Genomic DNA, 19,159 nt, shown 5'->3' on the forward strand with positions numbered 1-19,159 from the left:
TTTTCACATCTGTTGCTGACGCACAGAATGAGCCGACAGTCGATGTGCATCTGCGGATCGAATCTCCGAAGCACGAGACAAAACGCGCGCTACCCTCTGCCGTTGCGTGGCTTGCCCCTTTGCCGCAAACGCCTGCATCGCCATTTCTTCCCGACCAGCACTACACCCTATTGCAGAAGAACCGCGAGTTTAAGCCCCACCTTCTCGTGATTCCCGTGGGCAGCATCGTAGACTTTCCGAACAGGGACCCGTTTTTTCATAATGTGTTCTCACTGTTTGACGGAAAGCGGTTCGATCTCGGGCTTTACGAAGCTGGCTCCACAAAATCAGTGACGTTCTCTCGCGAAGGCGTCTCCTATATCTTTTGCAACATTCATCCCGAAATGAGTGCGGTGGTTCTCACCCTGTCGACAAGTCTGTTTTCGACTGCCGATTCTGGTGGAAGCTTTCACATCGTCCATGTGCCGCAAGGGGAATACGAGTTGCACGTTTGGATCGAAGGCATCGCGCAACCCCTTCTCAATCGCATGGTTCGCCGCGTTCGCGTAACACCGGACTCGGGCGATCTGGGAGTAATTGAGGCTCCGCCCGTGCTGCTCAAGGCCACGCCCCACACCACTATGTACGGTCAACCCTACGATCGCGACGCGAAGCCCCCCTATTAACCGCATCCCCGAGTGCAAAGGTCGACGGACGGATTGCTATCGTGAATTTGTTCCTTCGTCCCGGAGGTTGAATTCGCCGGGGATCGCGTAGTTCCGCAGGCCAGTCAATTGCAGGCCGATTTGCCAGAGAAATGCAGGGTTGGTGCGCAGATACCGCCACAGTAGATGCTTCGGATCCTGCATGAGGCGATGAAGCCATTGCAGCCCTGCGCGCTTGATCCAATCTGCGCTGTCTCGGATTCTTCCCGTGTGATAGTCGAATGCCGCTCCCACACCCAGCATGAGCGTGGTTGGGAAATGAGGCAGGTACCTATGCATGAATAATTCCTGGCGCGGCGAACTAATCCCGACCCACACGAAAGAGGGGTTCAGCCTGCGCAGTGTCGTAATCAATTGCCGCTCTTCCTGCAGTTGCAACTCGCGGAACGGCGGAGTATACGTGCCGACAATGCGTGCCCACGGAAATTGCCGGGACAGCCTGTCGGCGAGTTCTTGTGCAACGCCGGGTTTGCCGCCATACAGAAAATGCGTGTATGGGTCAAAGGCTCTCCGTCGGAAAACTTCAAGCATCACCTCGGGGCCGCTAACCTGCTCCATCTGTTGAAGGCCCTGCAATCTTCCCACCCACACCGTCGGCCTTCCGTCGGGAAGAGTCATGAACGACTCGGTGTAGGCCTTCAACACTTCTGGTTTTCGCTGCGCTTCCATAATGCCGTGCACTGCAGCCATACAGATGTAGCCTCTCCTGCGGACGCTTAGAGCATGCTCGATATGCGTGAGGGCAGTCTCCATATCGAGCGCATTCACCGGAACTCCGAGGACGTTGGCGCATACTTGCAGGCTGGCTTCGAGCCCTGCAACATCGAAGGGATTCGATCGCCCAGGTGTAAGAGTTTTGCGGACTTGGCCTGTTCTGGGCGTCATGCGCTCTCCTCGGCGGCAAGTGGGTTTTCGAGCCTGCTGGAAGGGAACGCCAGCCCGCGAAGACCGATGCTGAGAAAAAGTGGAATATGGATGAGCGCGGCAATCGCCGCGAATACCAATCTCATTACTCGAAGTTATGGTTTTCGGCAATGACAAGTGTCAGTCGACGGTCAGTGTAATGTCACTTGATTGTTAGCCGTCGCGCGCATGATCCCCGAGGATTGCAGACAGGCTATGGCTCAGCATCTTCCTGGGGTAAGCCGTCGTGGCATTGATCAGGACCATCACACTTCGCGGTAAGCAATCGAAGAGAATATCGCCATACCGCAGAAAGTGGAATTGGAGGCCAATTCAAATTAGCGGATTCCGACCATGGGCGCTTCGAACCGAGAGTTACGCGTCGAACAGCGAGCCGGAGACACTCTCCGCCGGCGACGAACGCGTACGGCGACGCAGCGATTGCAAGGGCGGCGTGGCAGCGCTCCCCGGCGATGCCAGCATTGCGGCAATCTCGCGCAACTCAGCGCGCGCGCGGACAACGACCTCGGCCACCTTATCGCGCTTCTTTCCAACGGTTGTCGCGGGCGCCTGGGTGTGACTTGGTGCCGGAGCAGCAACGGCAGCCTGAGATTCAGCCCGTTTCGCTTGTCCCAGGGCCTGTCGGGCGCCAGACAGTGTATAGCCCTGGCCGTAGACAAGCCTTTTGATTTCGACCGCGACCTCGACATCGCGCTTGCGGTACAGGCGCTGCCCGGTGCCGCTTTTGTTCGGCTTTAGCTGCGGAAACTGCGACTCCCAGAAGCGCAGCACATAGGGCTCGACTTTGAGAATGCGCGCAACATCCCCGATTTTGAAATAAAGACGGTCAGGGATAGTCGTGGTTTCAACAGCGCGCTTCGGGGATGGGTGCGATGCCATAGCAAATACAGAAGGCCCGCAGGGTGCGCGGGATCACTGCTTAGACGCAGTATAGGCCACCAATTGCAGCCGAAGTGAAGCAAAATGCGCGGCTTGACCCTCAGAAGATGCCGAATCTTGTTGAAAATCGGGCCACAATCACCGGTTTTTCCGCTACTTTGGCCGCTCAATCGACTGCCGCGCCGTCGATCCCTGCGGCGCAGCGCGCAAATATTGCACCGGCCAACTCGCCGTTTCGCCAAGCGCCGCGGCAGCATGCAGGGGCCAGTAGGGATCTCGCAACATCTCCCGCGCCAGCAGCACAATGTCAGCTTCGGCTTTTGCGACGATGTCATTAGCCTGTTGAGGCTGGGTAATCATCCCCACGGCAGCCGTCGGAATTCCGGCTTCGTTGCGGATTCGCGCCGCAAACGGCACCTGGAACCCCGGCCCAACCGGAATCTTGGCGTTAGGAACTTGCCCGCCCGATGAAACATCCACGAGATCGACGCCGTGCTCGCGCAGCCGCCGTGCGAGCTCGACCGACTCGTCCGGCGACCACCCACCCTCAGCCCAGTCCGTCGCAGAAATGCGCACAAACAGCGGCAGGTGCTCGGGCCACGCTGCCCGAACCGCATCGACCCCCTCCAGCAGCAGCCGGATACGATTGTCGAAACTGCCGCCGTACTGATCGGTGCGCTGGTTGGCCAGCGGCGAAAGAAACTCGTGCAGCAGGTAGCCATGCGCTGCATGAATCTCAACCACGTCGAACCCGGCATTGTCGGCTCGCTTTGCCGCATCGGCAAATGCTCTGACCACCCCCGCAATCTCCGCCTCATCCAGTTCTTTCGGCACAGCATAAGTCGGCGAAAACGCAATCGGGCTAGGCCCCAGCGGCTCCCAGCGCCCTTCCGCTGGCGTCAGCAGACGCTCACCACCAAACGGAGCTGTCATGCTGCCCTTGCGCCCAGCGTGGGCCAGTTGCACGCCCGCCCGCGAGCCCTGCGTATGAATGAACTGCGCGATCTGCTCGAGTTTTGCAATGTGCTCGTCCTTCCAGATGCCCAGGTCGGCCGACGAGATGCGGCCCTCCGGCGTCACCGCCGAAGCCTCCGTCATCACCAACCCCGCGCCACCCTGAGCGCGGCAGCCCAGGTGCACCAGGTGCCAGTCATTCGCGAACCCGTCCACCGACGAGTACTCGCACATCGGCGAAACTCCAATGCGATTGGGAAACACAACAGAACGCAGCTGAAAAGGCGAAAAAAGAGGATGGCTCATGAAGTATGTATTATTCCGTTCCAATGAAGAGATGAGTTTGAGGCCGAAATCGACGCGATGAAGTCCCAGACTACGGCACGTACCCACTTCCCCGAAGCACCTTCCCCGGAAGCGCCCCCGTCATCTTCCCCTCCGCAATCACCGGCACCCCATTCACCAGCACGTACTCCATTCCCACCGACAACTGGTTCGGCTCTTCAAACGTCGCCTTGTCTGTGATCTTCTCTGGATCGAAGACCACCACATCGCCCCACATCCCCTGCTTCAGCACGCCGCGATCGGTCAGCCGCATCCGCTGCGCCGGCAGCGCCGAAAACTTGCGAATCGCATCGGCCAGCGTCAACTCCTTCTCCTCGCGCACATACTTCCGCAGAATCCGCGGAAACGTCCCATACGCCCGTGGATGCGGGTGCTCGCCCGCCAGCAGCCCTTCCGGCGAAGTTCCCTGCGAATCGTTGTCAATCGAGACCCACGGCTGTTTCAGTGCCAGTTTCACATCCGGTTCGTCCATCCCGAAGACCGCAACCTCGGTGAACGCCTTGTCCTTGATCAGCACATCGAAGAGCGCATCAATTGCGTCCTCATGCCACAACGCCGCCACCTCCGATAGCTTTTTTCCCTGCAGCGGCACCAGCTCCGGATTCTGCACCACCGCAATCAGAATCGCCTCGGGACCCGGGGTCTCCTGCCACTCGTTGTCCCAGTTCTCGCCTGCCGAATCCTTCCCGCTGCTCGTCATGTCTTTGCGAATCCGCACCCGCATCGCCGGATCCTTGAGCCGCTCCACCAGCTTCGTATCGCCGCCATCATGCGCCCATGGTGGTACGAAAGCTGAAAACGTGTTGAACCACGCCGTGTACGCATAGGTATTCGCACTCACATCGACGCCCGCGGCCCGCGCCGCATCGATGCGCGCCACAATCTGCGGCATCTTGCCCCAGTTTGCCTTGCCCGCTGCCTTGAGATGCCAGATTTCTACCGGAATCTGTGCCTCGCGCCCGATCCGCGTTGCCTCGTCAATCGACTCCAGCACCGTATCGCCCTCGCTGCGCATGTGGGTCGCATAGATGCCGCCGTATTTTGACGCCTCGCGCGCCAGCGCAATCAGTTCTTCGGTCTTCGCATAGGGCGCAGGCGTGTACTGCAACGCCGTTGACAGGCCTACCGCGCCATCGCGCATCGCCTGGTCCACCAGCGCCTTCATCTGGTCGAGTTGAGCCGGTGTCGGCTGCACGTTCGCGTCGCCCAGCACCATACGTCGTACCGAAGTGGCACCCACATACGTCGCCAGGTTGATGCCCATCCCCTGCTTCTCAAGCCGCGCAAAGTATTCGCGCAGTGTCCGCCAGTCCGGCGTGATGCCCAGGTGCGCGTAGCCCGCGCGATCCGCCGCCCGCATCGCGTCATTCGCCGGCGCCACCGAGCCGCCTTCGCCCGTAATCTCCGTCGTGATGCCCTGGTAAATCTTCGAGGGCAGTCGCGGGTCGACCAGGATGGTCAGCTCCGACTGCCCCAGCATGTCGATGAATCCCGGTGCCACGATCTTTCCCTGCGCGTCGATCTTCTGCTTTGTCGGCGCGCTTCCCAGGTCTCCGATCGCGGCAATATGTCCGTTTCGAATCCCCACATCGCCCGCGTACCACGGCGATCCCGTGCCATCGAGGATGTGTCCATGCAGGATCACGACGTCGAACGGTCCGGAGTCCGCAGCCTGCTGGGCGCACAAACTCATCGCCAGCGACGCAATCACTCCACACACAACCAGGGGAAAACGGGCACAACCCTGCATGTTTCGGTCCTCACTTTGGGGATTCTAGGTAAATCGCCTCAATTCACAGGGTTTTTCGCTTCCGCCTGTTGTCAGAGATGGCAACCGGAAAACTACGGTAATCTCCACATTCGTGCAATTTTGCCCCGTCGTCTTACAATAACGGCAACAACCATGCTTGGTAAGACCGAGCAAGGACAGAAATCATATGCGGACGCACGTGCTCACCATTATCCGGGCGCCCGTCCGGGAATCTTAAGTCTTTGGGTCCACCTCTGTGGTCCCTGCCTTGGCACCACCTAAGTCCCGTCAGGACAGAAAAGGAATAGTTTTGAGCGCTATGTGGAAACCCACCCAGCAAGGACAATCACCCTCCCCGACTTCGACCCCCGAGCCCGCTCGCCCCACGCCGGTGGCACCTACTCTTGAAACGCCACGCCCGGCCGCATCATCGTCTGTCGGCGAGCAAGCCAGCATCAGCAAGGGTCTCTCCATCAAGGGCGAGATTACCGGAACCGAATCCCTGTTCATCGATGGCAAGGTCGAGGGCAGCATCAGCATTCCCGGCAATCGCGTTACAGTGGGCAAGAACGGCAACGTCACGGCCAGCATCAATGCCCGCGAAATCGTTGTTCTCGGCAAGCTCAAGGGCAACGTCAACGCCACCGACCGCGTTGATATCCGTGCCGAAGGCGCCCTCACCGGCGACGTCGCAGCGGCCCGCATCAGCATTGAAGACGGCGCATTCTTCAAGGGCGGCATCGACATCCGCAAGCCGGATTCGAAGCCGACCGCCGTGCCGTCCGAGCCCGCCAAAGTCGCAGTGCACTCGTAGCGCGCTGCCGCTCTCTCTGACCACAAAGACCCCTGTCGCGGCAGGGGTCTCGGTGCTTTATTGCCTTTGTGTGCTTCGCACGGAATTCTCGTCGCAATGAGCCTCAGGCTGCAGCCTCACGAATTGTGTTCTGGCAGCAAACGGGCTTCATCAGACTGCGGAGAACCCATTCACACTCGAGTCTTGTAACAGGGCACGACTTCAGTCGTGGCGCGTGGCTCCGGTCCGGGGACCTTTCCCGGACACGATGAGGGTGCCCCCGGTCCCTCGCGTTTGGGGACCGGGGTATCGATATGTTGGCGGGTGGCGCACTCAACTCTCCCTGAGCTGACCTGCCCTCGGAAGGGTCTGTGCCCGCTCATCGCGTCGGCTTCGAGGCTTACGGGTCCAATGGAAAGCCATTCCTGTGGACATCTTCCTTAAATCCAGATGAGTGGGAGCGGGGCCTCAGCATAGGAGATTTGGAAGGCGTGGAATGGGATAAAGGTGGAAAGTATGTTGGAGTGTTCCTTCCGGGCGCTCTCTATCTTTGCCATTGCGGATGTGCAATTCGCATCTTTCTGATTGTTTGTGGATCATGCGAAGGGGAAGTGTGGCGGGACAGCCAAGCCACCGGAGAAGGAATTTTCCCCGAGGTCGATGAACATGGAAATAGGATGGGATTTCTGGACTGGTACGAGCTGTGGCTTGATAAATCTCTCCAGAATGTTTCAGCGGGGGCGGGTGGTCCGGGTCTCACCAATGCTTGACCTCAACTCTGGTGGGCGGGAGGCCCACATTTGACCATGGGTGCCCCATATCTCGGTTTTGAATCCTGGGAAATCTGAAACTTCAGATTCCTGCTTTGAAGATTGGGGTTTTTGAGAGAATCACGCCAGCCGCAGCCGTTTCATCATCACCTGCGGCAATTCCGATCCCGTCCTCTTCAGCACAGCCATCGAAACCGCCGCCCAAAGCAGCCCGCCCGCGACCAGTACCACGCCATCATTCAAACGGCGATGGCCCGCCAGGTGCATTCTCTGGATCAGTTCTCCCGCCATCCACGAAAACACGATCCAGGTGACAGCTCCGCCTGTCAGCGCCGCGGCCACGCATCGACCTAATTCGCGATAGTCGAGGCTCGCCAGCGACACCATGTGCCGCCGATGCAGCAGACCGGCAATCGCCAGTGTCTGCATCGCGATCCCGATGTCAGACGCAAAGGCCAGTCCCATCGCACCGAATGCGTGAAACAGTCCAACATAAATCGGGAGCGAAACCACTGTCACGATGGTTCCAGCCGCCATGGGCACAATCGTATTGCCCGCTGCATAAAATGCCCGCGAGTAGATAGCCTGCGCCGACCACAAGAACAGCGATATCGAGAAAACCGCGAAATAAGCTGCGCACTGGCTCGCATCGCTGGCCGTGAAGCGGCCGCCCGTAAACACCAGGTCAATCGCCGGCTTGCCCAGCGCGATCATCCCCGATGCCGCCAGCAATCCCATGCAGGAGACGCGCGAAACCGAGTCCGCGACCACGCCGGCAAATTCAAATCGGCTCTGTTTCGCCCACAAGCTTGCGAAAAACGGCATCGATGCGGCTCCGGCAGCCTGGGCCAGCACCGCCATGGGCGCCGTGAAAAACTGCTTGGCGTAGTTGAACTCCGACACTGCGCCACCGATCTTCGAGGCGAAGTGCGCAATGATCCAGTTATCCGCCGTCACCAGCGAAACGCCCGCCATGAGCGGCAACGATAACCGCACCCATTCGCGTAGTCCCTCATCGTGCCAGTCGAGAATCGGCCTGTAGTGCGCACCCGCCCGCCGCGCAAACAGCCAGTTAAGAAAAAATGGACCGAAGAACGCGCCCGCCACAGTCCCGATTGCCAGCGAAGACACGTCGAACTGCTTCACTAGCAGCAAGCCGCCAACAATCGTTCCCAGGTTATAGATCAGCGGCGAAACCGCCTGCACAGTGAACTGCTTGCGCACCAGCAGCACTGCGCCAAATACGCCTCCCGCAAAAAAGAACAACTGCGCCGGCAGCAGAATGCGCGTGAGCTTGACGCAAAGCGCCGCTTTCTCTGCGTCAAATCCATTGAATTGCAAGCTGACAAATAGAGGCGCCAGAATCTCTCCGAGCACGATGGCCGCGCCGAGCACCAGGTACATCGTGGTCAGAATCACCGAGAGCGAGCGTTCGCCCTCCTTCTCGCGCCCTGTTTCGCGATAGCGCGTAAGGATCGTGACAAACGTGATCGACGCTGCGCCGCCCACCAGAAAGTACGAGATCATATCCGGCAGCACGAACGCCGCGTTCAGCGCATCGGCCTTCATCCCGCTTCCCAGAAGCCATGCAATGTACTTCACCCGCACCAACCCGATGATGCGCGACAAAAATACCGACGCCATCAGCACCACCGTCGCGCTAAAGGCCGAATGCGCATGCGAAGGCCGCAGCGCATGCAGCGCGCGTGTCAGCGCTGAAGGAGCGCCCGCGCGCGGTTGGGTTGGCAATGAGTCTTTCACTCCTGTCGATTCTACCGGGGTTGCAGATGTCGGTGGGTCGCATTGCGCATGCAACACACGCGCGGTCCCAACGGCGTCAACTGACTGTTCGTTCTGCGCAGATTCCAGCGCGCATTGGCCCATTTCCCCCGAGTATCCTGTCTGGCAGGGGGTTCTCGATGCGGCGTCCCGCTGGTGTTTTGTTCCTCTTCATCGTTCTGCTCGCCACCCACTCGGCTGCCCAGTCCATCCACAGCCGTGACGGCATCACTCTCTCCGCGCCTCCCGTCGCCGAATCCGATCCCGTCATCGACAACTACTTCGGAACAAAAATCACCGACAACTACCGCTGGCTTGAAGACGCCAAAAGCACCGAGACCCGCGCCTTTATTAACGAAGAGAACGTCTATACAACCCGCTACCTGAGACAGGACGCCATCCACAACCAGGCCCTCGACGACCTAGACCCGCTCGAACACACCTCCCGCTGGACAATCCCCATCCAGCGCGCCGGCAACTATTACTTCATGAAGCGTCTCGCCGGCGAAGAGCAGGCTTCCATCTACGTGCGCCACGGCTTGATGGTCTCAGCCTTGAAAGGCCAGCCCGCAGCGCCGAAAGACCAGCGCTTGATCGATCCCGCTGCGTTCAGCCGCGACCCCAACACGTCAGTGCGTCTTGCCGCCGTCTCGCGCGATGGCATGCTCCTCGCCTACCAGGTCCGCCAGGGAGGCGCAGACGAGGCCACAGTTCGCATCTTCAGCATCGTGAAAAAGAAGCCCCTCGAAGACGAAATTCCCTCGGGCCTTTACTACTCGCTCGATTTCTCTCCCGACGGAAAGAGTCTCTACTACGCGCGCACCGACCGCAAAGGCACGCTGCTCTACCTGCACACCATCGGCACACGCACAGCCGACGACAAGCTGATCTTCGGCCGCGAGTTTCACGGCGAACTGCTCGGCCCTATCGATACTTTCCGCGCGCAGATCACTGATGACGCGCGCTACCTCGTTATCACCATCGAGCGCGGCGTGCCGGCCAAACGCGTCGACATCTGTTTCCGCGATCTCACCAAGCCTGGTTCGCCCTTCGAAGTTCTCGTCTGGGGATTGGACTCGCGCTTCTCCACCATCTACGCCAAAGGCGCATGGTATGTCCGCACCGACTACAGCTCGCCCGACGGCCGCATCTTGCGCGCCGATCCCGGCATCATGCCCGAAGCCTGGAAAACCATCGTTCCCGAAGGCAAAGACGTTCTCGAAACATTTTCCATCGTTGGCGACAAGATCTACGTCAAGCGCCTCCACGATGTGAAGTCCGAGATCAGCGTTTACACGCTCGATGGAAAGCCGGCAGGACAGGTTGATCTTGAGGGCATCGGATCCGCTTCCGGTGTAGCCGGCCGCACCACCGACCGCTACGGCTTCTTCAGTTTCGAATCCTGGATTCAGCCGCCCACCCTCTATCGCATCGACACTGCGACCGGCAAACGCGAAGTCTTTGCGCAGCCCAAAACCCCCTTCGACACCGCTCAGTACGAACTCAAGCAGGTCTTCTACAAATCAACGGACGGCACGCAGATCCCCATGTTCATCGCCGGAAAAAAAGGCCTGCCGCAGGACGGATCCGCCCGTCTATTAATGACCGGCTACGGAGGCTTCAACCTAAGCGAGACGCCGGCCTGGAATCCCGCCTGGGCCTGGTGGCTCCAGCAAGGCGGTTGGTTCGCGGTTCCCAACATGCGTGGCGGTGGCGAGTATGGCGAGAGCTGGCACGAGCAGGGAATGTTCGAGAAGAAGCAGAACGTCTTCGACGACTGGTTCGGCGCGGTTCACTACCTCATCGACAACAAATACACCTCGCCCGAGCACTTCGCCATCACCGGCCGTTCCAACGGAGGCCTGCTGATGGGCGCCTCCTTCACGCAGCATCCTGAGCTGTTCTCTGCCGTCTGGTGCGGCTACCCATTGCTCGACATGCTGCGTTACCACAAATTCGAACAAGGCCCGCACTGGACAACGGAGTACGGTTCTGCCGAAAACGAGAAGCAGTTTCCCTATCTCCTGAAATATTCCCCGTATCAAAACGTGAAGTCCCGCTCCGACTACCCCGCCATCATGTTCTTCACCGGCGACAGCGACACCCGCGTCGATCCGCTGCACGCGCGCAAAATGACCGCACTGATGCAAACCGAATCGAAGAGCGACCGGCCCATCCTGCTCCACTACAGCACCGCCGGCGGCCACTCCGCAGGCGTCAGCGTCGAACAGCAGATTCAGGACGATGCCGATCAGCTGTCATTCCTGTGGACGGAGACGGATGCGCCCATAAAAACCAAACTAAAATCACCGAGCGCAAAATAGACCTTGAGCAGGTAGACCTTGGTTTGTATCAGGGCATGCCTTCGGTCATGCCGGGAAAAACAGGAAAAAAACAGAGGGCTTTACAGGCTGCGGAAAAACTCAATCGGAGCCTCTGTTTTGAAAGGGCACGACTTCAGTCGTGCCGATAAAGCCAATCAAATCAAGGTCGGCTTTAGCCGCTGCGGGATGCATTCGAGGAAGCTGACCCGTGATCACTCCTTTTTCCGCAGCCTGTTCAGCCCCAGTGGCCTTCGTCTCGTCGCCTCAGTTGCGCCCGATTCCGAAATTCGCGTGGCAGTTTTCCGTTTATGGGAATCCTTGCAACCTGCAGGTTGCGAATTTGCTGAAACCGACTATGCGGCTGCATAGACTTTTATGCGATGTCCGATCCGGCTTCAACTTCGCCGCCAAAGGATGTGGGCACCTTCGCCAGCTTGCTCGCATCGCTCACCGGCTCTCTACAGCACACGAGTCCATCGTGGGATGACAGCGCGCTGGCCGACGACGTCGCCACCATCAGCTACGAGCAGGCTCTCCGATCGCATCGCCGCGTCCCGCCAGTCGCCGCGTTGCCCGAAAATGAATCTCAGTTTCCCTCGGCGCCGACGACTCGGCTAGCTCATCCCGCCAACAAAGAAAAAAAGCGCAAAACCTCAAGCATCACCATTCGCCTCACTGAAGCAGAAGAGGCTCAACTCCACGAACGCGCCGCAGCCGCTCAACTCACCGTCTCCGCCTACCTTCGCTCCTGCATCTTTGAGGCGGAGTCTCTGCGCGCCCAGGTGAAGGAAGCCCTGAGCGAGATTCACGCCGCAGCGCAAACCGATCCGGTACCCCAGCCTCAATCCCGCTCAGCATCATCATGGCGCGCCCGCCTTCTGCCTCACTGGCGTGGCCCCGCGTAGACATAACTCGCTGTTCCGGACTCCATCGAAATTGCTGACCTGCTAACCCGCCACGTCGCGAAAGCGACGCTGACTCGCTGCATTTTTCAGGCACCGAATACTCGACGACGGCAAGCGCACACAGTCCGGTGCGCCTTCACTCCACTTCGAGCACGAGGCACTTCAGATATTCTGTCTCCGGCAGATTCAGTACCACCGGATGATCGAGCGCTGCTCCACGCCGCTCCAGCAGTCGCACACGCCGAGAGGCGTCAGAAGCGGCCGCAGCTACTGCGCCCACCAGATCCTTCCATCCCACGTGGTGGCTGCACGAACAAGTCACCAGCAGACCGCCAGGCCGCAGCATCTTCAGCGCGCGCAGGTTCAGTTCCTTGTAACCGCGCAGCGCACCTTCCACCGCGCGTTGTGTCTTTGCAAATGCCGGCGGATCGAGCACGATGGTGTCATACTTCTCGCCGGCCTCCGACCAGTCACGCAGAATCTCGAACGCGTCGCCCGCTACCCAATCCACCGCGGCAGAGAACTGGTCACGATTGGCGACGAGATTCCGTTCCGCCACTTCAAGGGATGAACGTGAAGTGTCGATTCCGGTCACGCGCTTCGAAACCCGCGCCAGGTGCAGAGCGAATCCACCCTGGTACGTGCATACATCCAGCGCCCTCCCTCCTGGGGCGAGCTGCCCGGCGTAGCGTTCGGCAGCCTTGTAGTTCGCATGCTGGTCCAGAAACGCCCCCGTCTTCTGTCCCGCACTGGCGTCATAGTGAAACGTCAGTCCGTTCAACCGGAACTGCGTCGCCGTCAATGGATTCTTCGGATCAGCCGCGTACAGCGGCTCAAGCGAGGGTGCCGACAATCCTTCCAACTCGCGAATACGCGGATCGGGCCGCTCCAGAATTGACGCCGGATTGATGAACTCCCGAATCGTCGCAACGATCTTCTGTCGCACTGCCGTCGAATCCAGCCCCTTCGCAAGCAACTGCACAATCACCAGTTCGCCGTACTTGTCGACAATTAGCCCCGGAATCTCGTCCGCCTCGCTGAAGCACAAGCGGAACGAGTCACTATCGATCTTCTCCGAATTGAACTCCGGCACCCGACGAGAAATGGCGTTCTTCAGCCGTCGCCCCATCAGCTCCAGCCACTCCGACTCCCCGATCGCCCCCCGCGCCACCAGTCGCAGCGCAATTTGCGACGTCGGGCTATACAGTGCCGTCCCCAGCAGCAATCCGCGACTGTCCGCCACCGGCAGCAGTGCCGGTGCATCCCCCTCGCCCGCGTTCAGCGACTCCACATCCGACGCGTACACCCACACGTGCCCCGCACGCAGGCGGTCAGCCGCGCGCCGGCTTACGCGCGCACCAAACCCGTGTTCATGCGAGGTCGCGTTCTGTCTCGCTGCTTTGTCTTGGGAATAGGGAATTCGTTTCGAGTCGCGCCTGGGCGTCTCGTGTGCAACGACCGTTTCATCCGGCCGCCGTTTCTTACCAGGTCGCAGAGAAGGCGCCGTCTGCAGTGATGCTTCGGGCGCCTTTTCATTCCGGTCAGATCTGGGCTTCTTTGCCTTTGTCATTGGTCCCCTTGGGCTCATCGCCGCTACGGGGAGCAATGCCGCCGGCGTCTACTGTGCCTGAAGTGTCTGCAGATAGCGAGTCAGATTACTGATTCTGAGCTGCTTATCCTGAATGTTCGTCCTGTTCATCGTACCAAGAATTGGTCCCCACACCGGCATGGTAGCCGATCCGTGTGACGGAACATCCGCGCCAAACTGCAGAATGGCTACGATATGCGTGTCAGGGAATTTCCCTTTGTTGATCTTCGTCAATTCCGTCAAATCGGTCGGACGTGCCTTCAGCGATGATGCCACAGGCCCGCTTCCCTTTCCGTCTGCGCCATGGCATGGAGCACAATAATTCTTGTACATCTGCTTGCCGTCGTTCGGCGCGGTCTTGTTGACAGGAATCACTACCTTCGATTGAGACTGATCTGCAAAGCTCAAGCTAACCGCAAGCGTCGCGGCCACAGCTGTAACTAAGAGGCTTTTCAGCATAATTTCCTCGGTTCTGGACCTCTAGTCCGAAGCCGACTCTACGCCCGTCTTATGGATACCGGGCAGTGATGGCCAACACACAGCGCATAGCCTAAAAGTGTGAGGCTATTGCTGTTTTTGCTTAATAACGAAAGCATAAATGCATTTCTAGAAAACTTCGTTAACTATGCTATGAGAACCGATAGGACCGTCCGAGAGTCATCTAAAACAACCGAAGCCTGCCAACCCTTGCTTCGACTCGACCCGACCGAAAACAACCAGACATTTGTTCCAAAAGCGACTCGCTCGGCGCGTTCGCCCCGTACACCCGGTCGTTGCCGACCCCCACATAGACGCAGGCTCAACAGTTGCAGCCTATAATGAAGTATGGCGACCGTCCGCCAGCCCACACCGACAGAGATTCGCAGCGCCACCGGGGAACCGGGAGCGCCCTCCGCGCCTGTCCGTCCGGTTGTCGACCAGACTGTTATCGACCGTCGATTCGAAACACTCCTCCGCCTCGTTCAAGTAAACCGACCCACTGAAGACATTGGACTTATTCGCAAAGCCTGGGAGTTTTGCGTACAGCATCACAAGGGCCAGATGCGTGCATCCGGTGAGCCTTACGTCATCCACCCCCTTGAAGTGGCAGAAGTCCTGGCTGAAATGAAGATGGACGCGACCGCTATCTCCGCGGGCCTCCTTCACGACGCCGTTGAAGACACCCCGGCCACCAGCGAGCAGATCGAGGCCGACTTCGGTGACCAGGTCGCCCACATTGTCGAGGGTGTCACCAAGATCGACAAGATTCAGTTCGCGAACCGCGAAGACCGCCAGGCGGAGAATGTCCGCAAAATGCTTCTGGCCATGGTCTCCGACGTCCGGGTAGTCCTCATCAAGCTCGCCGACCGCCTGCACAACATGCGTACGCTGGAGCATCTGCAGCCCGACCGCCGCGAAGCCATTGCACGCGAGACCCTCGACATCTACGCCCCGCTCGCCCATCGCCTTGGCATGGGCAAAGTCCGCGGCGAACTTGAAGACCTCGCCTTCCGCTACACCGATCCCGTCAGTTTCGAAAAAGTCGCCGAGGCCGTCGAAGCCCAGCGCGTCGAGGGCGAGCAGTTCCTACGCGGCGTTGAAGACACACTTAACGAGCAGCTACGAGAAAACAACATCGATGCACGCGTCGAGTGGCGCATCAAGCGCTATTACTCCATCTTCCAGAAGCTGCAGCGCTCCAAGGTTACCTTCGACCAGGTCTACGACTTGCTCGCCGTTCGCGTCATCACGCATGACCTCGCCGCCTGCTACGCAGTATTCGGCCTGATTCATACGCTTTGGCGTCCGGTGCCCGGCCGCATCAAGGACTTCATCGCCATCCCCCGCGCCAATCGCTACCAATCCCTCCACACCACCGTCATCGGCGAAGGCGGACATCAGTTCGAAGTGCAGATCCGCACGGAAGAGATGCATCGCATCGCTGAAGAGGGAATCGCCGCGCACTGGAAATACAAAACCAAGGACGACGTCCTTACCGCACGCGACGAAGAGCGCCTCAACTGGATTCGCCAGCTCGTTGAGTGGCAGAAGGAGATGACGGATCCCAACGAATTCCTCTCCAGCCTGAAGATGGACCTCTACCCCGACGAGGTCTACACCTTCACGCCCAAGGGAAAAGTCGTTGTGGTCCCGGCCGACGGCACTCCAGTCGACTTCGCTTACACCATCCACACTGAAGTCGGTCACACCTGCGTCGGCGCCAAGGTCAACGGTCGCATGGTCCCTCTGCGCACCAAGCTCCGCACCGGCGACATCGTAGAAATCGTCACGCAGAAAGACCACAAGCCCAGCCGCGACTGGCTCACCTTCGTCAAAAGCCCGCGCGCCCGCAACAAGATCAAGCACTGGCTCAACGAAGACCAGCGCCGCCGCGCCGTCGAGATCGGCCGCAAGTTGCTCGAGCGCGAAGCCCGCCGATTCAAAGTGCCCATGAGCCAGATCGACGACCAGGATCTGGCTCGCATCGCCGGCGAATACGGTGTAGCTACCGCTGCCGACCTGCTCGCGACCCTCGGCGCCGGCAAGCATTCCGCGCATCAGGTGCTCAACAAACTCGCGCCCGGCTATGCCAATCCGCCAGACGGCTCGCAGACCGCTGAGCCGCAGCAGCCCGGCACCGTCGATCAGGCCATGTCCGACGCGGTGCGCAAGCTGCACCTCACCGGGTCAGATTCGCTCCAGGTCGAAGGCCAGAACGATTTGCTGGTCTATCGCGCGCGATGTTGCAATCCCATTCGCGGCGAAGAGATCGTCGGCTACGTCACCCGCGGCAAGGGCGTCGCGGTACATGCGCGCAGTTGTCCCAACGTGCAGAATCTGCTTTACGAGAGCGACCGCCGCATCAACGTCGAGTGGTCGCGCGTAGGCGATGATACCGGCCGCCCACAACGCTATCCCGTCAAGATCACGGTCTACTGCGACGATCGCACCGGCATGTTGAAAGAGCTCACTGCTGTCATCTCCGACGACAACACCAACATCCGCGGTGTCGACATCCACCACGACGACAACGGCGAGGCCATCATCGAATTCGTCGTCGAAGCCGAAGACCTCCGCCACCTGAACCGCATGGTCCTCGGCATCCGCCGAGTGCAAGGCGTCCGCACCGTCCAGCGCACCCAAAAGCTCTAAACGAAACCACTGCCCGTCATCCTGAGCGACCAAGCGCAGCGAAGGAGTCGAAGGACCTGCAGTTGTTTTCTCTCTCTACCTGCAAAATCCCTCCGGTATCTTATTCATTCGCTTTCTGCCCAACGAAGTGACAGCCGTCCCTCTCATTTACCATTCCAGCAACCGCAGCTGGAGGAGGAATCCCTGTGGCAACTCTCTTCTGCTGGTTCGCAGTCATCCTTCTCGTCGCCTGCACCGTTCTTGAGTTCACCCGCCGGCGTGTCGTCGGCACCTGGCTGCTGGTTCTCTTTCCAGCTACCATGTGCGCCAGTTTGCTGCTCGATCTCGCACATGGCGTGAGCAAACTTGGCCAGGCCGCCTACAACACTGATCTTCGGACACTCCCATTCCTGCTTGGTTTCCTCGCCCTCGCCGTGCTGGCCGCACTGCGCCCTCGCTGGCGATGGCTCTTCTGGATCGAGTGGATTATCGGTGCACTCTTCTGCTCCATCGCCGTCTACCTCACATTCTTCTGGAAGGTCTTCAGTTGAGATTCGGTATTCTCCACGGCGTCCACGTCCTCGACGGCGGCATGGCCTCCGAACTCGAATACCTCGGGGCCAACATCAACGGCCCGCTCTGGTCCGCGCAAGTTCTCGAAGAGTCTCCCGAAAAAATCCTTGCAGTACACGGTGCCTACATCGAAGCTGGCGCGGACGTCATTGAAACCGCCAGCTACCAGGTTTCGCGCATGGGCTATGCCGAAGTTGGCCTCGATCCCGCCCGCGCCGACGCCGCGCTCCTTCGATCCGTTGCACTCGCCCGTGAGGCTGCCATCGCATTTCCCGGCCGCCGCATCGTCGTCGCCGCGTCGCTCGGCCCCTACGGTGCAGCCCTTCACAACGGTGCCGAATACCACGGCAATTACACCTGCACCTTCAACGATCTGGTTGAATTCCACGCTGATCGCATCAAGATACTGGCGAACGCAAGTGGGCGAGAAGCCCCCGATCTGCTCGCATTCGAAACGCTGCCTTCGCTCGCTGAAGCCGAAGCCATCGGCCAGGCACTCGCGCCGCATCCGGAACTTGCCGCGTGGTTCACCTTCACCTGTCCCGATCGCGTGCACGTCGCCCACGGAGAGTTGCTCCGTCAATGCGCTGCGGCCGTCGCCGCATTTCCGCAGACCGTCACCATCGGCGTCAACTGCACGCATCCCACTCTCATTCCCGCTTTGATTGCAGAACTGCGCGCCGCCTCCGACAAGCCTATCGTCGTCTACCCCAACTCCGGCGAAGGCTGGAATGCACAGAACCGTTGCTGGACCGGCACATCTGACCCACCGGCATATGGGGCAATGGCCATGGAATGGCTCGCCGCCGGCGCGCAGATCATCGGTGGCTGCTGCCGCACACGCCCCGCTCACATACGCCAAATCGCCGACGCCGGCCGAGGAATCTGGTAGGAAGATCCCCGCAGCTTCGCCAATCCAGCTTGCATCTCGAAACACAGCTTTTGGTCCGGCCAACAAGGCCAATCGCCCCCTGAAAATCGGCGATCTCTTTCTTGTTTAGAATCAGACTTCAGTGTGTAACTCGAACAGATGCAATGGTTGCAGAGGCTGCTTCGATCATCTTGCGGCAAACAAGAGTCTTAACGCAGCAGTCCCCAAACCCCATGCGATTTCCTCAGAAAATCTCCCAAATTGCAATCAGCACGTGACTCATCCAGGCCTATAATTTCGGCCCATGGAAAGGAGGGCGGACGATGCCTCAACCGAACCAAAATCCCGAAGTAAACAAGCAGGTCGTCCAGCGGTTCGTGGATGAATGCTGGAACCATGGGAACCTTAACAAGGTTTCCGAGTATCTCGCCGACCAAGTCCGATTCCACGATCCAGTCTTTCCGAACCTGGGCCCCGGACTACAAAACATCAAAAACCACATCGAGGGTTGTCGCAAGGCATTCCCCGATTTGAAATTCACAATCGATGACACCATCGCCGAACGCAACGAAGTCGTTGTCCACTGGAAAGCCCACGGAACCCACAAGGGACAATTCCTCGGCATGCAACCCACCAACCAGAAGTTCAGCGTGGACGGCACCTCGATCTACCGTTTCGAAAATTCGAAGATCGCCGAAGAGTACGCAAACTGGAATCTCGCAACAATGATGCAGCAACTCGGAGTCATCGAGATTCCCAAAGAAGCAAGAAGCGGCTCAGGTCACGAATCGAAACAGGAAGTCAGATCGCAAGCCTGATTCCACTCTTCCCCATATCCGTCAGCTTTGGCGGGTTTTCAACCGGATTGTTGCCCTTTTGCACGGGGCAC

18 protein-coding genes are annotated in these 19,159 nt (G+C 59.2%); 10 read left to right on the forward strand and 8 right to left on the reverse strand.

Annotation, left to right across the window (positions count from 1 at the left end; translation table 11 throughout):
* Positions 1 to 44: 44 nt before the first annotated feature.
* The gene (locus VK574_RS21155) at positions 45 to 665 is read left to right on the forward strand and encodes a hypothetical protein (RefSeq protein ID WP_472801868.1); all 621 of its coding nucleotides are present in this window, start codon (positions 45 to 47) and stop codon (positions 663 to 665) included.
* A 36-nt stretch (positions 666 to 701) separates the two neighbouring features.
* On the opposite strand, the gene VK574_RS21160 is transcribed toward VK574_RS21155, so the two are convergent.
* From VK574_RS21160 to VK574_RS21180, 5 genes are all read right to left on the reverse strand, one after another.
* The gene (locus VK574_RS21160; RefSeq protein ID WP_472801869.1) at positions 702 to 1,589 is read right to left on the reverse strand and encodes a WecB/TagA/CpsF family glycosyltransferase; all 888 of its coding nucleotides are present in this window, start codon (positions 1,587 to 1,589) and stop codon (positions 702 to 704) included.
* Complete coding sequence (locus tag VK574_RS21165) at positions 1,586 to 1,714, reverse strand: hypothetical protein (RefSeq protein ID WP_472801870.1); 129 nt, start codon at positions 1,712 to 1,714, stop codon at positions 1,586 to 1,588. The genes VK574_RS21160 and VK574_RS21165 overlap by 4 nt, the downstream gene beginning before the upstream one ends.
* 268 nt (positions 1,715 to 1,982) lie before the next feature.
* Positions 1,983 to 2,507, reverse strand: coding sequence for a MerR family transcriptional regulator (locus VK574_RS21170; protein ID WP_472801871.1), 525 nt, complete (start codon positions 2,505 to 2,507; stop codon positions 1,983 to 1,985).
* A gap of 153 nt (positions 2,508 to 2,660) precedes the next feature.
* Positions 2,661 to 3,767, reverse strand: a complete 1,107-nt coding sequence (locus VK574_RS21175; RefSeq protein ID WP_472801872.1) for an NADH:flavin oxidoreductase/NADH oxidase — start codon at positions 3,765 to 3,767, stop codon at positions 2,661 to 2,663.
* Between the two features lie 70 nt (positions 3,768 to 3,837).
* Positions 3,838 to 5,556: an N-acyl-D-amino-acid deacylase family protein gene (locus VK574_RS21180; RefSeq protein WP_472801873.1), complete on the reverse strand. Its 1,719-nt coding sequence runs from the start codon at positions 5,554 to 5,556 to the stop codon at positions 3,838 to 3,840.
* Positions 5,557 to 5,875: 319 nt separating this feature from the next.
* Here VK574_RS21180 and VK574_RS21185 point away from each other — a divergent pair, with 319 nt between their 5' ends.
* Both VK574_RS21185 and VK574_RS21190 read left to right on the forward strand, forming a co-directional pair.
* Positions 5,876 to 6,370: a bactofilin family protein gene (locus VK574_RS21185; protein ID WP_472801874.1), complete on the forward strand. Its 495-nt coding sequence runs from the start codon at positions 5,876 to 5,878 to the stop codon at positions 6,368 to 6,370.
* 350 nt (positions 6,371 to 6,720) lie between these two features.
* Positions 6,721 to 7,119 carry a hypothetical protein gene (locus VK574_RS21190; RefSeq protein WP_472801875.1) on the forward strand — a complete coding sequence of 133 codons (399 nt, stop codon included), beginning with the start codon at positions 6,721 to 6,723 and terminating at the stop codon, positions 7,117 to 7,119.
* A 120-nt stretch (positions 7,120 to 7,239) separates the two neighbouring features.
* Here the strand turns inward: VK574_RS21190 and murJ are convergent, their stop codons facing one another.
* Positions 7,240 to 8,868, reverse strand: a complete 1,629-nt coding sequence (murJ, locus tag VK574_RS21195; protein WP_472801876.1) for a murein biosynthesis integral membrane protein MurJ — start codon at positions 8,866 to 8,868, stop codon at positions 7,240 to 7,242.
* A 170-nt stretch (positions 8,869 to 9,038) separates the two neighbouring features.
* On the opposite strand from murJ, the gene VK574_RS21200 reads away from it, so the two are divergent.
* The 3 genes from VK574_RS21200 (at position 9,039) to VK574_RS21210 (ending at position 12,127) form a co-directional block, all read left to right on the forward strand.
* Complete coding sequence (locus VK574_RS21200; protein ID WP_472801877.1) at positions 9,039 to 11,222, forward strand: prolyl oligopeptidase family serine peptidase; 2,184 nt, start codon at positions 9,039 to 9,041, stop codon at positions 11,220 to 11,222.
* A gap of 117 nt (positions 11,223 to 11,339) precedes the next feature.
* Entirely contained in the window at positions 11,340 to 11,591 is a 252-nt protein-coding gene (locus tag VK574_RS21205; RefSeq protein WP_472801878.1) for a hypothetical protein, read from the forward strand.
* 11 nt (positions 11,592 to 11,602) lie between these two features.
* Positions 11,603 to 12,127 (forward strand): plasmid mobilization protein, encoded by a 525-nt coding sequence (locus VK574_RS21210; RefSeq protein ID WP_472801879.1) that lies wholly within the window; start codon positions 11,603 to 11,605, stop codon positions 12,125 to 12,127.
* Positions 12,128 to 12,263: 136 nt separating this feature from the next.
* Here the strand turns inward: VK574_RS21210 and VK574_RS21215 are convergent, their stop codons facing one another.
* Together VK574_RS21215 and VK574_RS21220 are read right to left on the reverse strand one after the other, a co-directional pair.
* Complete coding sequence (locus VK574_RS21215) at positions 12,264 to 13,697, reverse strand: class I SAM-dependent rRNA methyltransferase (RefSeq protein ID WP_472801880.1); 1,434 nt, start codon at positions 13,695 to 13,697, stop codon at positions 12,264 to 12,266.
* Between the two features lie 48 nt (positions 13,698 to 13,745).
* Positions 13,746 to 14,174: a c-type cytochrome gene (locus VK574_RS21220; protein ID WP_472801881.1), complete on the reverse strand. Its 429-nt coding sequence runs from the start codon at positions 14,172 to 14,174 to the stop codon at positions 13,746 to 13,748.
* 366 nt (positions 14,175 to 14,540) lie between these two features.
* On the opposite strand from VK574_RS21220, the gene VK574_RS21225 reads away from it, so the two are divergent.
* The 4 genes from VK574_RS21225 to VK574_RS21240 all read left to right on the forward strand — a co-directional run bounded on the left by VK574_RS21225 (position 14,541) and on the right by VK574_RS21240 (position 19,088).
* The gene (locus tag VK574_RS21225; protein ID WP_472801882.1) at positions 14,541 to 16,847 is read left to right on the forward strand and encodes a RelA/SpoT family protein; all 2,307 of its coding nucleotides are present in this window, start codon (positions 14,541 to 14,543) and stop codon (positions 16,845 to 16,847) included.
* A gap of 185 nt (positions 16,848 to 17,032) precedes the next feature.
* Positions 17,033 to 17,377 (forward strand): hypothetical protein, encoded by a 345-nt coding sequence (locus VK574_RS21230; RefSeq protein WP_472801883.1) that lies wholly within the window; start codon positions 17,033 to 17,035, stop codon positions 17,375 to 17,377.
* A complete protein-coding gene (gene mmuM, locus VK574_RS21235; protein ID WP_472801884.1) occupies positions 17,374 to 18,291 on the forward strand; it encodes a homocysteine S-methyltransferase in 918 nt (305 codons plus the stop codon). The genes VK574_RS21230 and mmuM overlap by 4 nt, the downstream gene beginning before the upstream one ends.
* Positions 18,292 to 18,593: 302 nt before the next feature.
* Entirely contained in the window at positions 18,594 to 19,088 is a 495-nt protein-coding gene (locus VK574_RS21240; RefSeq protein ID WP_472801885.1) for an ester cyclase, read from the forward strand.
* Positions 19,089 to 19,159: the final 71 nt, after the last annotated feature.

It is taken from the genome of Occallatibacter sp. (genome assembly GCF_035317045.1).
Classification (GTDB): Bacteria; Acidobacteriota; Terriglobia; order Terriglobales; family Acidobacteriaceae; genus Telmatobacter.

What these genes read in the sequence shown, in the direction of transcription:
- VK574_RS21200 (WP_472801877.1), top strand. Translation starts at nt 9,039, where the DNA reads ATGCGGCGTCCCGCTGGTGTTTTGTTCCTCTTCATCGTTCTGCTCGCC.
- VK574_RS21220 (WP_472801881.1), bottom strand. Translation starts at nt 14,174, where the DNA reads ATGCTGAAAAGCCTCTTAGTTACAGCTGTGGCCGCGACGCTTGCGGTT.
- VK574_RS21175 (WP_472801872.1), bottom strand. Translation starts at nt 3,767, where the DNA reads ATGAGCCATCCTCTTTTTTCGCCTTTTCAGCTGCGTTCTGTTGTGTTT.
- VK574_RS21160 (WP_472801869.1), bottom strand. Translation starts at nt 1,589, where the DNA reads ATGACGCCCAGAACAGGCCAAGTCCGCAAAACTCTTACACCTGGGCGA.
- VK574_RS21210 (WP_472801879.1), top strand. Translation starts at nt 11,603, where the DNA reads ATGTCCGATCCGGCTTCAACTTCGCCGCCAAAGGATGTGGGCACCTTC.
- VK574_RS21215 (WP_472801880.1), bottom strand. Translation starts at nt 13,697, where the DNA reads ATGACAAAGGCAAAGAAGCCCAGATCTGACCGGAATGAAAAGGCGCCC.
- VK574_RS21180 (WP_472801873.1), bottom strand. Translation starts at nt 5,556, where the DNA reads ATGCAGGGTTGTGCCCGTTTTCCCCTGGTTGTGTGTGGAGTGATTGCG.
- VK574_RS21170 (WP_472801871.1), bottom strand. Translation starts at nt 2,507, where the DNA reads ATGGCATCGCACCCATCCCCGAAGCGCGCTGTTGAAACCACGACTATC.
- VK574_RS21165 (WP_472801870.1), bottom strand. Translation starts at nt 1,714, where the DNA reads ATGAGATTGGTATTCGCGGCGATTGCCGCGCTCATCCATATTCCACTT.
- VK574_RS21225 (WP_472801882.1), top strand. Translation starts at nt 14,541, where the DNA reads ATGGCGACCGTCCGCCAGCCCACACCGACAGAGATTCGCAGCGCCACC.
- VK574_RS21185 (WP_472801874.1), top strand. Translation starts at nt 5,876, where the DNA reads ATGTGGAAACCCACCCAGCAAGGACAATCACCCTCCCCGACTTCGACC.
- VK574_RS21240 (WP_472801885.1), top strand. Translation starts at nt 18,594, where the DNA reads ATGCCTCAACCGAACCAAAATCCCGAAGTAAACAAGCAGGTCGTCCAG.